Source organism: Peribacillus sp. NJ11, assembly GCF_030348405.1.
Classification (GTDB): Bacteria; Bacillota; Bacilli; order Bacillales; family DSM-1321; genus Peribacillus.
Genome location: NZ_JAUCFO010000001.1, coordinates 4,873,576 through 4,888,928, shown reverse-complemented (window position 1 = coordinate 4,888,928; position 15,353 = coordinate 4,873,576). Strand labels below are relative to the sequence as shown.

13 protein-coding genes are annotated in these 15,353 nt (G+C 42.0%); 12 read left to right on the top strand and 1 reads right to left on the bottom strand.

All coding sequences use genetic code 11. The features are described from left to right. Positions 1–61 precede the first annotated feature (61 nt). The 7 genes from asd to QUF86_RS23815 all read left to right on the top strand — a co-directional run bounded on the left by asd (position 62) and on the right by QUF86_RS23815 (position 8,967). Positions 62–1,117 carry an aspartate-semialdehyde dehydrogenase gene (asd, locus tag QUF86_RS23845; protein ID WP_289317117.1) on the top strand — a complete coding sequence of 352 codons (1,056 nt, stop codon included), beginning with the start codon at positions 62–64 and terminating at the stop codon, positions 1,115–1,117. 89 nt (positions 1,118–1,206) lie between these two features. Further along, complete coding sequence (dapG, locus tag QUF86_RS23840) at positions 1,207–2,433, top strand: aspartate kinase (RefSeq protein WP_289317116.1); 1,227 nt, start codon at positions 1,207–1,209, stop codon at positions 2,431–2,433. A gap of 49 nt (positions 2,434–2,482) precedes the next feature. Beyond that, on the top strand, positions 2,483–3,352 hold the full coding sequence (dapA, locus tag QUF86_RS23835) for a 4-hydroxy-tetrahydrodipicolinate synthase (RefSeq protein WP_289317115.1): 870 nt from the start codon (positions 2,483–2,485) through the stop codon (positions 3,350–3,352). A 276-nt stretch (positions 3,353–3,628) separates the two neighbouring features. Next, complete coding sequence (locus QUF86_RS23830; protein WP_289317114.1) at positions 3,629–5,299, top strand: ribonuclease J; 1,671 nt, start codon at positions 3,629–3,631, stop codon at positions 5,297–5,299. Between the two features lie 123 nt (positions 5,300–5,422). Beyond that, positions 5,423–6,172 carry a ClpP family protease gene (locus QUF86_RS23825; protein ID WP_421157044.1) on the top strand — a complete coding sequence of 250 codons (750 nt, stop codon included), beginning with the start codon at positions 5,423–5,425 and terminating at the stop codon, positions 6,170–6,172. Beyond that, the gene (locus QUF86_RS23820; protein WP_289317112.1) at positions 6,169–6,396 is read left to right on the top strand and encodes a YlzJ-like family protein; all 228 of its coding nucleotides are present in this window, start codon (positions 6,169–6,171) and stop codon (positions 6,394–6,396) included. The genes QUF86_RS23825 and QUF86_RS23820 overlap by 4 nt, the downstream gene beginning before the upstream one ends. A gap of 240 nt (positions 6,397–6,636) precedes the next feature. Then, positions 6,637–8,967, top strand: coding sequence for a DNA translocase FtsK (locus QUF86_RS23815; protein WP_289335897.1), 2,331 nt, complete (start codon positions 6,637–6,639; stop codon positions 8,965–8,967). A 30-nt stretch (positions 8,968–8,997) separates the two neighbouring features. On the opposite strand, the gene QUF86_RS23810 is transcribed toward QUF86_RS23815, so the two are convergent. Continuing rightward, complete coding sequence (locus QUF86_RS23810; protein WP_289317110.1) at positions 8,998–9,297, bottom strand: DUF6509 family protein; 300 nt, start codon at positions 9,295–9,297, stop codon at positions 8,998–9,000. Positions 9,298–9,613: 316 nt separating this feature from the next. Between QUF86_RS23810 and QUF86_RS23805 the strand changes: the two genes are divergently transcribed. The 5 genes from QUF86_RS23805 (at position 9,614) to QUF86_RS23785 (ending at position 15,316) form a co-directional block, all read left to right on the top strand. Further along, a complete protein-coding gene (locus tag QUF86_RS23805) occupies positions 9,614–10,339 on the top strand; it encodes a GntR family transcriptional regulator (RefSeq protein ID WP_289317109.1) in 726 nt (241 codons plus the stop codon). Between the two features lie 152 nt (positions 10,340–10,491). Beyond that, positions 10,492–11,583 carry a BMP family lipoprotein gene (locus QUF86_RS23800; protein WP_289335896.1) on the top strand — a complete coding sequence of 364 codons (1,092 nt, stop codon included), beginning with the start codon at positions 10,492–10,494 and terminating at the stop codon, positions 11,581–11,583. Between the two features lie 201 nt (positions 11,584–11,784). Beyond that, positions 11,785–13,320 (top strand): ABC transporter ATP-binding protein, encoded by a 1,536-nt coding sequence (locus QUF86_RS23795; protein ID WP_289317107.1) that lies wholly within the window; start codon positions 11,785–11,787, stop codon positions 13,318–13,320. After that, positions 13,313–14,356: an ABC transporter permease gene (locus QUF86_RS23790; protein WP_289317106.1), complete on the top strand. Its 1,044-nt coding sequence runs from the start codon at positions 13,313–13,315 to the stop codon at positions 14,354–14,356. The genes QUF86_RS23795 and QUF86_RS23790 overlap by 8 nt, the downstream gene beginning before the upstream one ends. After that, positions 14,357–15,316, top strand: a complete 960-nt coding sequence (locus QUF86_RS23785) for an ABC transporter permease (protein ID WP_289317105.1) — start codon at positions 14,357–14,359, stop codon at positions 15,314–15,316. The last annotated feature ends 37 nt before the right edge of the window (positions 15,317–15,353 follow it).

Here is a 15,353-nt window from a genome sequence, read left to right as displayed (position 1 = left end):
CAAGAAGTAGTAAATCCAAAAAAACAACTAATTTTAAGAGATAGAAAAGGAGTATGTATAAATGACTGAGACACAGGGATTGCGTATTGCAGTTGTGGGAGCAACTGGAGCAGTAGGACAACAAATGATTTCAACACTCGAACAAAGGGACTTACCGATTAAACAAATCATCTTTTTATCATCGGCTCGTTCCGCAGGAATCAAACTTACGTTTAAGGGCGAAGAAATCGAAGTGCAGGAAGCAAAACCTGAAAGCTTTGAAGGCATCGATATCGCTTTATTCAGTGCTGGAGGAAGCGTGTCTAAGGAATTGGCTCCAGAAGCAGTGAAACGCGGAGCGATAGTGGTGGATAATACGAGCGCATTCCGCATGGATGAAAATGTGCCGCTAGTCGTTCCTGAAGTAAATGAAGAAGACTTGAAAAATCATAATGGGATCATTGCGAACCCGAATTGTTCAACCATCCAAATGGTTGTGGCATTAGAACCTATCCGCCAGACATATGGCTTATCAAAAATTGTTGTTTCTACCTATCAGGCTGTTTCGGGTGCGGGGGCTGCAGCGATAAATGAATTAAAGGAACAAGCTCGCGACTTGCTTGATGAAAAAGAAATAGATCCGAAAATTTTGCCGGTAAAAGGGGACGAAAAGCATTATCAAATCGCATTTAACGTCATTCCCCAAATCGATAAATTCCAAGATAATGGGTTCACTTTCGAAGAGATGAAAATGATTAATGAAACAAAGAAAATCATGCATATGCAAGACCTTTCAGTAGCTGCAACATGCGTAAGGCTTCCTGTTGTAACGGGTCATTCGGAATCTGTTTACATTGAAGTTGAAAAGGATGGCATAGCTGCTTCTCAAATCAAAGATTTAATGAGAACGGCACCTGGAATAGTGTTGGAAGATGAACCGGAACAACAAGTATACCCAACGCCTGCTTCATCCGTCGGCAAGAATGATGTATTCGTCGGTCGGATTCGCAAAGATTTGGATGAAGATAAAGGCTTCCATTTATGGGTGGTTTCCGATAATCTATTAAAAGGAGCGGCTTGGAATTCTGTTCAAATTGCTGAAAGCCTTTTGAAATTAGGTTTGGTTACCGTTAAGTAATAATTTATTCTTAATTAATTACCAATAGGATAGAGAGTTTTTGTCAGCTTCCCGAATCGGGAAGCTGGCTTATATTTGGGGTGCATATTATGAAAATCATCGTCCAGAAATTCGGTGGGACATCCGTTCGGGATGAGGAAAGCCGATCGTTTGCCAAAGGACATATTGAAAATGCGATTAAAGAAGGCTATAAAGTGGTGGTTGTGGTTTCTGCAATGGGAAGAAAAGGCGATCCTTATGCAACGGATACCTTACTTTCACTAGTAAATGGAGCAAAAGCCAGCCTTTCAAAACGAGAACAGGATTTACTTATGTCAGTAGGAGAAACGATATCTTCTGTTGTATTTACCAACATGCTGTTAGAACACGGTATTGATGCCGTCGCTTATACTGGGGCTCAAGCGGGATTCTTGACGAATACCGACTATTCAAGTGCGAAAATAATCGAAATGAAATGTGACCGTCTCATGAAAGAACTGGAAGTGAAGGATGTTGTCGTTGTAGCAGGATTCCAGGGAGCGGCTAAAAATGGGGACATCACGACCATCGGCCGTGGTGGAAGTGATACTTCAGCTGCTGCATTAGGTGCAGCATTGCAAGCTGAACGGGTCGATATTTTTACGGATGTTGAAGGAATCATGACGGCAGATCCACGTATTGCCGATAAAGCCCGTCCATTATCAATCGTTTCATATACGGAAGTTTGCAACATGGCCTATCAAGGCGCGAAAGTCATTCATCCGCGAGCTGTTGAAATTGCCATGCAGGCCAAAGTGCCGATTCGGATAAGATCAACATACAGCGAAGGTTTGGGAACACTTGTTACAAGTGTGAACAAGGGAAGCCAGGGTAGTGACATACGTGAAAGGCTCGTAACCGGGATTGCCCATGTGCCAAAAATCACTCAAATCAAGGTGCGTGCGAAAAAAGATCAATATAATCTACAGGCAGAAGTTTTCAAAGCAATGGCCAATGCCTCCATTTCAGTTGACTTTATAAATATTTATCCAAGTGGCGTAGTTTATACAGTTTCGGAAGAGATGACAGAGCTTGCCCTCTCGATTTTGGCCGAGCTTGGTCATGAACCGGTCATTGAACGAAATTGTGCCAAGGTGTCCGTAGTCGGTGCAGGCATCAACGGTGTGCCGGGCGTTGCGGCTAAGATTGTTACAGCGCTTTCCGAGAAGGAAATTGCCATTCTCCAGTCAGCGGACAGCCATACGACTATTTGGGTGCTCGTTAAGGAAGAAGATTTAATCGAAGCTGTTAATTCCCTGCACTATGCATTTCAACTGCATGAAAGTGAAGTCCAATAATCATAGGGTTTTTAATAAATAAAGGTTTTAAAAATTAAAGAGGTGTTAGATGATGATATTTGGTAGAGTATCAACCGCAATGGTCACCCCTTTCGATAGCAAGGGAAATGTTGATTTTCAAAAAACGACTTCATTGGTTAATTACTTATTAACGAATGGAACGGATTCGCTTGTGCTTTCGGGAACGACAGGGGAATCTCCAACTTTATCTTCGGAGGAGAAGATTGCGCTATTGCGTCATGTTTCCAAGGTTGTTGAAAAACGGGTGCCCATCATCATGGGTACAGGAAGCAACAATACGTATGCATCCATCGAGTTGACAAAAAAAGCAGAACAAAATGGCGCCGATGCAATCATGCTGGTGGCCCCGTATTATAGTAAAACGAATCAGGAAGGTCTGTACCAGCATTTTAAAGCTATTGCAGCTAGTACGACTCTCCCTGTAATGGTATATAATATTCCTGGGCGCGCTTCGGTTAACATAGAACCGGAAACGATCATCCGCCTTTCAAAAATTCCCAATATCGTAGCCGTGAAGGAAGCGAGCGGGGATTTAAACGCCATGACCCAAATCATAGCTGGAACGGATGAGGATTTTGCATTATACAGTGGGGACGACGCTTTAACACTGCCTGTACTAGCGATTGGTGGTGTGGGTGTAGTTTCGGTTGCTTCACATATTGCTGGTAAAGAGTTACAGAAAATAGTGGAGGCTTTTATCATCGGGAACTTGAAAGAGGCGGCTCGGCTGCATCAGGAACTGTTACCGCTTATTAAAGGTTTGTTTGCAGCGCCTAGCCCGGCACCTGTCAAAACAGCGCTTCAGTTATATGGAATTGACGTTGGATCAGTCAGACTTCCAATCGTGCCATTGACGGAGCAGGAACGCTTGGCTTTAACTAAGGTATTAAAAAAATAAAAAGACAAGGAACAAGCTGATCGTTGAAGATTGGCTTGTTTTTACATAATGATGTATATGAAAGGGATATACTATCCAATTTCTTAAATGATAGATCGAAACTGTATAGCAATATACAGGGTTGATTGTCTCATACATAAACATGGAAAAGCTTTTTTAGGGATTAAATGAAAAAGTCCCTTTACAAAATGGTAAGTGTTGTCATGTTTTTTGAACATCGGTTATAATGAAATCATTGGGAAATTATGAACGGGATTTTTTAAGGAGGATATTCGATTGGGTAAAGATAAAAGTAGTGGGATAAAAGTCATTTCTCTTGGAGGACAAGGGGAACTTGGTAAAAATATGTACGTCGTTGAGGTGAACGAGGACATCTACCTTCTTGATGCGGGGTTAATGCTGCCAGAAGAAGAAATGCTGGGAATCGATGCAGTTATTCCTGATATTTCTTATTTGATGGATAATAAGGAACGGGTGCAGGGGATATTCATTACCCATGGTCATGAAGACCATATGGGAGCGCTTGCTTATGTTTTGAAATATTTACCTGTTCCAGTTTATGGAACAAAGCTTACACTTGCTTTAATCAAAACGAAATTAAAGGAAGATGGCTTTAACGGCAGGGCAATATTTACTGAGATCGATTCAGATTCCCTTTTAAGTTTTCCTCAAGCAGCCGTGTCTTTTTTCCGGACTAACCATAGTATCCCCGATTCTGTCGGAGTCGTGATCCATACGCGTGAAGGTGCAATCGTATATACAGGGGATTTCAAATTCGATCAAGCGGCAACCGATCTGTATAAACCGGAAATCGGTAAAATGGCTAGTATCGGTGAAGAAGGTGTCCTATGCTTGCTTTCGGATAGTACTGGTGCCGAGAGGCCAGGTTATACCCCATCAGAAGCAGTTGTGGCCAGAGATATTACAGAGGTTTTCCATGCTGCCTCCGGAAGGATCATCGTTGCGTGCTTCGCTTCGAACATCAACCGGATTCAACATGTCTTCAATGCAGCTGCAGCTAGTCGCAGGAAAGTGGCAGTTGTAGGCAAAAGCCTGCAACGCGTATATGAAACAGCCTTGAATTTAGGCTATTTAAAGGTCGAAGAAGAGCTGATCATCCCAATAAACGAAATTAGCCAGTATAACGACCGTGAAATCGTCGTGTTATCGACAGGTCATCAAGGGGAGCCCATTGCGGCACTTCAAAAAATGGCAAAACAAACTCATAAGCAGGTAACGATCAAAAAGGGAGACACAGTTTTGATCAGTGCATCACCCCTACAGGGCGGCGAACTTATCTTATCCAAAACCGTCGATTTGCTATACAGGGTAGGCGCTGAGGTGGTATCTGCGAATAAATATAAAGTGCATGTAACAGGTCATGGTAGCCAGGAAGAACTGAAAATGATGATCAATTTGATGAATCCTAAATTTTTCATTCCTGTGCATGGGGAATACCGCCATTTATATGCCCATCAAAAGGTTGGGATTGCCGCGGGGATTAAACGTGAAAACATCATAATTGCCGAAAAAGGCGATGTCATTGAATTAAAGGGCGATAAAATGGGTCTATCCGGCAAAGTTTCAGCAGGAAATATCTTGATTGATGGCAGTGGTGTTGGAGATGTGGGTAATATCGTCCTTCGTGATCGTCGCTTGTTATCCCAGGATGGCATTTTGATTGTAGTCGTCACGTTGAACCGTCAGGATAAAAGTATTGCAGCAGGTCCTGAAATCATTTCAAGGGGATTCGTTTATGTTCGTGAATCAGAAAAAATGATTGGGGAAGCAACCGAAATAGTAAGTGAAATCGTGAAGAAAAATGGATCGCGCCAACCTTTCGATTGGTCTACGTTGAAGCAGGAAATGCGTGATGCATTAAACCAATTCTTCTATGAAAAAACGAAACGCCGGCCAATGATTTTACCGATCATCATGGAATATTAAGTAAAAAACCCCTGATCTGAAATGTCAGGGGTTTTTTTCTGTGCCAAACCTCTTATATCTTGAAGAATGAAGTCCGAGACTCGAGACATAATAAAGCTATAGGCTTAAGAGAAAGGGGTTGGCATAGTGGATAATGCACCATTACCAAATGAAAATGAAGGCCGGCAGGAAGGTAAAAATTCAACATTAATCGAAAAGATTCAGCAGCTGGGGGCTACTAATGTCCCGCAACTATCTCAGGACTCAAAAATCCATTGTTTGACGATCATTGGACAAATTGAAGGACATATGCAGCTGCCTCCTCAAAATAAAACGACCAAGTATGAACATGTTATCCCACAAATTGTGGCAATTGAACAAAATCCCAATATTGAGGGGCTGCTTGTCATTTTAAATACAGTAGGAGGAGATGTCGAAGCGGGACTAGCCATCGCAGAGATGCTGGCTTCCCTGTCCAAGCCGTCCGTCTCGATTGTACTTGGGGGAGGCCATTCAATCGGTGTGCCGATTGCGGTTTCGTGTGACCATTCCTTTATAGCGGAAACGGCAACGATGACGATTCATCCCATTCGTTTGACAGGTCTAGTCATTGGCGTGCCTCAAACCTTTGAATACTTGGATAAAATGCAGGAAAGGGTCATTAAATTTGTTACACGGCACTCCAATGTTACGGAAGAAAGTTTTAAGGATTTAATGTTTGCTAAAGGAAATTTAACCCGTGATATAGGCACGAATGTAATCGGGGCCGAGGCAGTTGAAATCGGTATGATCGATGATGTAGGAGGAGTAGGCCAAGCCATGAGAAAACTAAATACCTTCATGGAAGAAAGAAGGCCCAAAATTGCCGGGACAGAAGAGGGGCTTCTGCAATGACACTTTATACGATCGTTCCTGAAGAAATCATTTTCCCCCATCACCATGAGAAAACGGCGAATTTAATAGAAATGATCTATAATGGTGTACATGTAATGGTTGAACATGACGGTGGACGCACGTTTCGCATTGATCGAATTGTGAGCACGGATCCTGAAGATTATATGAATGTACACATTCAGCCGGGGGCAGTCATCAATGTGTTCGGACAAATGAATACCTAGTAAAAACGACTAACTAAGGTAAATTATGATATACTGGAATGATAATCAGCAGCCTCTTGGCTGCTTTTATTCATTATCTGGACATATTGTCCGACTTAAGAAGAAATGGGATATATATCAAGGACAGGGTTATATTTTTTTGGTATAATCAGCAAACGAACGTTTGTTTCGTGAAGGGAAATCAGGTTGTGATGTTGAATAGGAAAGTTAGAATAGTTTCATGAAGAATCAGGTGATATTATGGCAAAGAAGAAACGCAGAAATAAGAAAAGTACAGAGAAGTTAAAACTAACGCTTAAATATGAATTGATTGGCCTTACTTTAATAGGGTTGGCCATCATAGCCATTGCCAAGCTTGGAGCAGTGGGAAATGGGACGGTCTTTTTAATCCGCTTCTTCATGGGGGAATGGTATATCCTCTTTTTGTTGGGAGCGATTGCTACTGGATTCTATTTGATGATAAAGAGGGAGGTTCCTTACCTGTTAAAACGGCAATTCATCGGGATGTACTTCCTTGTCGCGAGCATGCTCTTGCTAAGTCATGTGACGCTGTTTAACATGCTTGCAGATGGAGGCCCGTTTACTAAGCCCAGCGTGATCTCGAATACATGGGAACTATTCTGGATGGAAGTGACCGGCAAGGCAAGCACAAAGGACCTTGGAGGAGGTATGATTGGAGCGATATTATTTGCAGCCTCATACTTTTTATTCGACGAAGCTGGATCGAAAATCGTTTCATTCCTTTTTATCATTGTAGGTGCCGTGCTTTTGACCGGGAAAACTTTAGGTGAAACCCTCGGGAAGTTTTTCATGGGTCTTGGCGGCTTTTTCAAAAAGCAATGGGCTGCATTCAGAGATGATATGAAAACGTGGAATGAAGACAAAAAAGAAAAGAAAAAAAATCCCGTGAAAAAGAAGAAGCGAGAAAAAGATTTGGTGGAAGAAACGGATCAGCCCCTTCATCAAGAAGAGGAAACACAGCAAATGGCGACGGAACGTATCATTTCCAGCTTTGCTGATAAAGCATATAGTGACGAAACTGAAATAATTCCCGTTGCAATGGAACCTGCAGCTGAAAGTACAGAGGAACAGGATGATGCCGTTCTGCCAATGAATTTCACAGAAGTGGAAAATAAAGAATATCTTTTACCGCCCCTTTCACTATTATTGCAGCCCAAGAAAACGGACCAAAGCGGAGAGTACCAATTGATCCATGAAAATGCGGCAAAGCTTGAACGCACTTTTCATAGCTTTGGAGTGAAAGCGAGGGTCACTCAAGTTCATTTAGGCCCAGCCGTAACCAAATATGAAGTGCATCCGGATGTAGGGGTGAAGGTAAGTAAGATTGTCAGCCTATCCGATGACTTGGCGCTTGCACTGGCCGCAAAGGATATTAGGATCGAAGCTCCGATTCCCGGAAAATCGGCTATTGGAATCGAAGTTCCTAACTCCGAAGTGGCGATGGTGTCTTTAAGGGAAGTTTTGGAAGCCAAAGAAGTTGACAAGCCTGACGCAAAACTGCAAATAGGCTTAGGGCGGAATATTTCTGGTGAAGCGGTTAAGGCTGAGCTCAATAAAATGCCGCATTTACTAGTGGCTGGAGCTACTGGCAGCGGGAAATCCGTTTGTATCAACGGGATTATCACGAGTATCTTGATGCGGGCAAAACCGCATGAAGTGAAAATGATGATGATCGATCCCAAAATGGTGGAGCTCAATGTCTATAATGGAATTCCCCATTTACTCGCACCCGTAGTGACAAATCCAAAGAAAGCTGCACAGGCTTTGCAAAAAGTGGTCAGTGAAATGGAAAGGCGCTACGAGCTATTTTCTCATTCTGGTACGCGTAATATTGAAGGCTACAACGATTATATTAACCGGCATAACATTGAAGAAGATGCCAAGCAACCGCTCCTGCCTTATATCGTAGTCATTGTCGATGAGCTGGCAGATCTCATGATGGTCGCCTCAAATGATGTAGAGGATGCCATCACACGACTTGCACAAATGGCCCGGGCAGCTGGCATCCATTTGATAATTGCCACTCAGCGGCCCTCCGTCGATGTTATTACAGGGGTCATTAAAGCGAACATCCCATCTCGGATTGCTTTTAGTGTTTCATCAATGACCGATTCGAGAACGATTCTGGACATGGGCGGAGCCGAAAAACTGTTGGGACGGGGTGACATGCTCTTCCTGCCTGCAGGAGCTTCAAAACCGGTTCGGGTCCAAGGGGCATTTTTATCCGACAATGAAGTCGAGGAAGTTGTCACATATGTCATTTCACAGCAAAAAGCCCAATATAATGAAGAGATGATACCTGATGAAATTGCGGACACTTCAAATGGTGAAGTCGAAGATAGTTTATACGGGGATGCCGTCTCCTTGATCATAGAAATGCAAACCGCATCGGTTTCCATGCTGCAGCGCCGTTTCCGGATTGGCTACACGCGGGCAGCCAGGTTGATTGATGAAATGGAAGCGAGGGGAATTGTCGGTCCGTATGAAGGCAGTAAACCACGAAATGTATTGGTTACTAAAGATGAACAGGATGAAGCGCATTTATCATAGGAAAAAAAAACCGGGCTGCAGCCCGGTTTTTTAATTATTCATCGCCTCGTCTAAATGTTTAAGGCAGAAGTCGGCAATCATCGATTCTTCATCTTCCTCTAAATCGAATTCGAGTGCGCCTTCGTTCCCTTTTTCAAAAATATCATATTTAATCAGTTTGCCTATTTGTTCTTCCACTACAAAAAGCACCCGGATATATAAACCATTTTCTGAAAAGAGCTCATCCTCTTCAGGCACTTCAATATCCAAGAACAACTCGTAACGTTCCCCGGTTAAAATTCCGAATGGATCATTCAATTTTTCGATCGTGTATTCTGTAATCTTTAACATCATGTGTACATCCCTTCAAAGAAGATAAATCTTATTATACAGGAAAACAGTATCTTGAAAAGAAAGCTGGCTATTTTCAGTTTACATTTTCAAAATTTTTTTTAGTCTGATTTAGGAGAATAATCGTGCAAATTCCGTGGCCATTCCTAGATTGAAAGACACAGATGAGGGTAATTTCTCCTAAATTCTTTTAAAGTAAATAGTAAAACACTATTTATTTATATCAAAAAAAATGTTATATTATTTTCGATTAGTAGGAATGATTCAACATCAGAGGTCTGATGTCTTAAGAAAGAAATTAGCTGGGGGAAACTGTATGTCAATAAAATCAGATAGTCGACATTTATATTTGCAGGTCATTGATTACCTGAAGCAGGATATTGAAGCAGGAGTTTATCAGGAAAATGAAAAATTCCCTTCAGAATTCGATCTTGCCAAAAAATTGGGAGTGAGTAGGGCGACACTTCGTGAAGCGCTGCGAATTTTAGAAGAAGAAAACATCATCATTCGCCGCCATGGAGTTGGGACTTTTGTCAATCCAAAACCTCGGTTCACTTCAGGTATCGAGCAATTAAAAAGTGTCACGAACATGATTGAAGAGGCAGGAATGAATCCGGGTACGATTTTCTTAAGTTTGACGGCCCAAGAACCTACAGAAGAGGATATTCGCAGGTTTTCTTGTTCAACAGATGAACGCATCGTCATCATCGAACGTGTAAGGACAGCGAATGGGGAGCCGGTTGTCTACTGTGTCGACAAAATTCCTGAATCAATACTATCAGAAAATTTCGACCGTAATGATGAGTCTCTTTTGGATATTTTGGAAAGAGATGCGAATCGAAAAATTACGCATGCCGTAGCAGAGATTGAACCTATTGGATATCACGAGAAAGTTTCTCCTATCCTTAAATGCTCGCCAGAAGCCGCATTACTCGTTCTAAAGCAGATGCATCTGGATGATTGGGACCAGCCTATCCTGTATTCTGTTAACTACTTTAAAGCCAATATGTTCAGCTTTCATGTTCTTCGTAAACGTGTGTAACTCTGCATACGTGTGAATGCAAGCGTTTGTTTCGATTGCGTAAAGTCGATCAGATGCATGTAAAAAAAATTAACGAGAAGTGAAAACGCAAACATGAATGACTTTTCAGAACATTCCTGCTCAAAAAACTATGTAAATTAGGGGGATAAAAATTGAAAAAGCGCAAATTAGGTCTAGCTCTTTCACTTGTTCTTGCAGCCGGTACGCTATTGGGAGCATGTGGTAATTCAGAGAATGATGATAAAGAATCCTCAAAGGGTAAAGACAAGAAAGATAACTTCACAGTTGCCATGGTAACTGATACTGGCGGCGTGGATGACGAGTCGTTCAACCAATCCGCTTGGAAAGGAATTCAGGAATTCGGTAAGGACAATGGTTTGGAAAAAGGTAAAGATGGCTACAACTATCTGCAATCCAAATCTGATGCTGACTACGCTAAAAACCTGAATACGCTTGTACGTGAAGATTACAATCTTATCTATGGTATCGGTTTTCTTTTAGCCGAAGCTGTTGGTGAAGTGGCTGACCAACGTCCGGATTCACAATTTGCAATCGTGGATACAGTTGTGGATAAGAAGAATGTTGCCAGCATTAGTTTTAAAGAGCAGCAAGGATCATTCCTTGTAGGTGTAATTGCAGGATTGCAAACGAAAACAAACAAGGTAGGTTTTATCGGCGGAGTTGAATCTGAATTAATCAAGAAATTCGAAGTTGGCTTTAAGGCTGGGGTTTTATCTGTAAATCCGGATGCGAAAGTGGAAGTTAAATATGCCGGTGATTTCAATAAAGCCGACATCGGTAAATCCACTGCAGGCTCCATGTATTCTTCAGGCATCGATATCATATATCATGCTGCTGGAGGAACTGGAAAAGGTGTATTCACTGAAGCTGTAGAGCAAAAGCAAAAAGATCCTAAGAGGGAAATATATGTTATCGGTGTAGATAGCGACCAAGCTAAATTAGGAGCAGTGCCAGGAACTGACGACAATATCACACTGACTTCTATGTTAAAACGTGTTGACGTAGCAGTTAAAGACCTTTCCGAGAAAGCGAAAGAAGGAAACTTCCCAGGTGGAAAAGTAATTGAGTACGGTATCGAAGAAAATGGTGTAGGCATTTCTGATACAAAAGATAACGTTACAGAAGAATCTTTAAAAGCGGTAGAAGAATGGACAGAAAAAATTAAATCAGGTGATTTCGTTGTTCCAGGTACGGATAAGGAATTCGAAAAACTTGATTTATAAGCTGTAATTTAAGAAAGAATAGGGAGGCAGACTTGCCCTCTATTCTTTCTTTTCCCCAATTGCTCTTTGCAACTAAAATATCGAATGAAAAACTATGATAGAATCGTAGTTTTTCATTTGGTTTTTTTGAAAAAATCAAAATGTTAGGATCAGCAATTAAATAATTAAGATATTTACACTCATTTTAGGAGTTGATAATACGTGGAATATGTAATTGAGATGCTCAATATCCGTAAGGAATTCCCAGGCATCGTGGCAAATGATAACGTTACCCTTCAGGTGAAAAAAGGGGAAATTCACGCATTATTAGGTGAAAATGGCGCGGGTAAATCTACTTTGATGAATGTTTTATTTGGCTTATACCAGCCTGAGCAGGGAGAAATTCGTGTGAATGGTAAGCCAGTCAAGATTACAAGTCCAAACATTGCTAATGAGTTAGGGATTGGAATGGTCCATCAGCATTTTATGCTAGTTGATCCTTTTACAGTAACGGAAAATATAATTTTAGGAAAAGAACCATCAAAAGCGGGTAAGATCGATTTAAAAGAAGCGAGTGAGGAAGTTAGGAAACTATCAGAACAATATCAGCTTAGTGTTGATCCTTATGCAAAAATTGCCGATATTTCGATAGGGATGCAGCAGCGGGTCGAAATTCTTAAAACGCTTTACCGAGGTGCGGAAATATTGATTTTTGATGAACCGACCGCTGTACTGACTCCTCAAGAAATCAAGGAATTGATTAATATTATGAAAGCCCTTATCAAAGAGGGTAAATCCATCATTTTAATTACACACAAACTAAAGGAAATCATGGAGGTTTGTGACCGGGTAACGGTTATACGCAAAGGGCAAGGAATTGGTACAGTGAATGTCAACGAAACGAACCCTAACGAATTGGCCAGCTTAATGGTCGGTAGGGAAGTTCTTTTTAAAACGGAAAAAACGGCAGCCGCACCTTCTGATATAGTTCTCGAGGTTCGGGAACTGGAAGTCAAGGATTCCCGGGGAGTTTCGGCAGTTCGGAACTTGGATTTAGCTGTCCGTGCAGGAGAAATTGTCGGAATCGCCGGTGTAGATGGAAATGGTCAATCCGAATTAATCGAAGCATTGGCTGGCCTAAGGAAGACAACAGCAGGTTCCATAAAGCTAAATGGAAAAGAAATCAGGAATCTGAAGCCGCGTAAAATCACTGAAGCAGGCGTCGGCCATATTCCAGAAGACAGACATAAGCATGGTTTGGTTCTCGATTACAGCATTGGGGAAAATATTGTCTTGCAAACCTACTATCAAAAGCCTTTCTCAAAAGCTGGTATCTTGAATTCAAAAAAAATATTTGAAAAAGCCCGTTCCTTGATTAAAAGTTACGATGTTCGAACTCCGAGTGAATATACCCCGGCAAGGGCTCTTTCTGGAGGGAATCAGCAAAAAGCAATCATCGGCCGGGAAGTTGATAGGAATCCGGATTTGCTGATTGCCGCACAGCCTACTCGCGGGCTTGATGTAGGAGCGATCGAATTCATCCATAGACGTCTGATTGAACAGCGGGATGCAGGAAAAGCGGTACTCCTCATATCATTTGAATTGGAAGAAATCATGAATGTAAGCGATAAAATTGCCGTTATATACGAAGGGGAAATCGTCGCAATCGTCGATCCGAAAGAAACGACTGAACAGGAGCTGGGTCTTCTTATGGCCGGCAGTAAACGGACGGAAGCAGGTGGAAAACAAAATGTCTAAGTATTTATCTAAATTAACCAGTCCGTTAATAGCGGTTATCCTCGGCTTAGTCGTTGGGGCCATAATCATGTTAGTAAGCGGCTATGACCCAATTGCCGGCTATGGATCCATGATAAATGGGATTATTGGGGATTCGTATTATGTAGGGGAATCCGTCAGGACAATCATTCCTTATATCCTAGCTGGTTTGGCAGTGGCTTTTGCTTTTCGTACGGGCCTATTCAATATCGGCGTTGAAGGGCAATTGATTGTTGGCTGGCTTGCGGCAGTTTGGGTCGGAATCGCTTTCGAGCTTCCTAGGATCATACATTTGCCGTTGGCAATCTTAGCTGGGGCAGCTGCCGGTGCCTTGTGGGCATTCATACCTGGTTATTTAAAAGCGAAGTTTCGTGTGCATGAAGTAATCGTTTCTATCATGTTGAATTATACAGCTTTATATGTAACGAATTACTTAATCCGGAACGTAATGACTGAAAAGCTGGATAAAACAGAAAGAATTGCTGATACAGCATCACTTCGGTCTCCTTTTTTTGAAAGCATTACGGATTTTTCCCGGATGCATTGGGGGATAGTGGTAGCGATAATCTGCGTCATCATCATGTGGTTCATTCTTGAAAGGACAAAAACGGGCTTTGAACTGAAAGCGGTAGGTTTTAATCAGCACGCTTCCGAATATGCAGGGATGAGTGTAAATAAGAACATCATCCTTTCCATGGTTATTTCGGGTGCGTTTGCAGGACTTGCGGGTGCTATGGAAGGCCTTGGAACTTTTGGTTATGCAGCGGTCAAAGGTGGATTCACAGGTATGGGCTTTGACGGGATTGCAGTAGCCTTACTTGGAGCGAATACGGCTATTGGTGTTGTTCTGGCAGCCTTATTATTTGGGGGACTGAAAGCAGGGGCCTTAAATATGCCGCTAGAAACCGGCATACCAAGTGAAATTGTAGATATTGTCATAGCATTGATTATTTTCTTCGTCGCATCCAGTTATTTTATTCGTTGGATTGCCGCTCGATTTAAGAAAGGGGTGAAATAAGTGGATTTTTACCAAGTATTACAAATTATTATTCCTTCTATGATTGCTCTAGCTGCTCCACTTATTTTTACTTCACTCGGAGGAGTATTTTCTGAACGAGCAGGTGTCATAAACATCGGTTTAGAAGGATTGATGGTCATTGGTGCCTTTACAGGGATTGTTTTTAACTTAATGTTCGCTGATGTCTTTGGGGAATGGACTCCTTGGCTTGCAGTCTTGGCGGCAATGATCGCTGGCTTGCTATTTTCCATTCTACACGCTGTGGCATGCATTACGTTCAGGGCGGACCAAACGGTTAGTGGGGTCGCCATCAACTTACTGGCAATAGGTCTAACCATGTTTTTGGTAAAGCTGATTTTTGACAAAGGACAAACTGACAGAATCACAGAAACATTCCCAAGGATTGATGTTCCATTATTAAGTGATATTCCATTTATAGGACCTATCTTTTTCGCAAATGGTTATTATATCGTATATATAGCGGTTCTAATATCATTTGTCGTTTGGTATGTACTATATAAAACACCATTTGGTTTAAGGATTCGGGCAGTTGGGGAGCATCCCATGGCTGCTGACACGATGGGTGTCAATGTTACGAAAATCCGATATGCCGCCGTTTTATTATCAGGTGCCTTTGGCGGTATCGGAGGAGCGATTTATGCTACCATCTTTTCGAATGAATTCAATCATGCGACAATTAATGGTCAAGGTTTCATGGCCATCGCCGCCATGATTTTTGGTAAGTGGCACCCAATCGGGGCAATGGGTGCAGCGTTATTCTTTGGTTTGGCTCAAAGTTTAAGTATCGTTGGCTCGAGCCTTCCTTTCTTCAAGGATATTCCATCGGTTTACCTCTTGATCGCTCCTTATGTTCTGACGATCATTGCACTAACTGGTTTCATTGGACGTGCAGATGCTCCAAAAGCATCCGGACAGCCATACATCAAAGGAAAAAGATAAGTTACTTAACCGGTCAGCAAATTTTGCTGACCGGTTT

Excerpts from the sequence above, each read along its gene's own strand:
- QUF86_RS23810 (WP_289317110.1), bottom strand. The coding sequence starts at position 9,297 with ATGTTAAAGATTACAGAATACACGATCGAAAAATTGAATGATCCATTC.
- dapA (WP_289317115.1), top strand. The coding sequence starts at position 2,483 with ATGATGATATTTGGTAGAGTATCAACCGCAATGGTCACCCCTTTCGAT.
- QUF86_RS23805 (WP_289317109.1), top strand. The coding sequence starts at position 9,614 with ATGTCAATAAAATCAGATAGTCGACATTTATATTTGCAGGTCATTGAT.
- QUF86_RS23790 (WP_289317106.1), top strand. The coding sequence starts at position 13,313 with ATGTCTAAGTATTTATCTAAATTAACCAGTCCGTTAATAGCGGTTATC.
- dapG (WP_289317116.1), top strand. The coding sequence starts at position 1,207 with ATGAAAATCATCGTCCAGAAATTCGGTGGGACATCCGTTCGGGATGAG.
- QUF86_RS23815 (WP_289335897.1), top strand. The coding sequence starts at position 6,637 with ATGGCAAAGAAGAAACGCAGAAATAAGAAAAGTACAGAGAAGTTAAAA.
- asd (WP_289317117.1), top strand. The coding sequence starts at position 62 with ATGACTGAGACACAGGGATTGCGTATTGCAGTTGTGGGAGCAACTGGA.
- QUF86_RS23820 (WP_289317112.1), top strand. The coding sequence starts at position 6,169 with ATGACACTTTATACGATCGTTCCTGAAGAAATCATTTTCCCCCATCAC.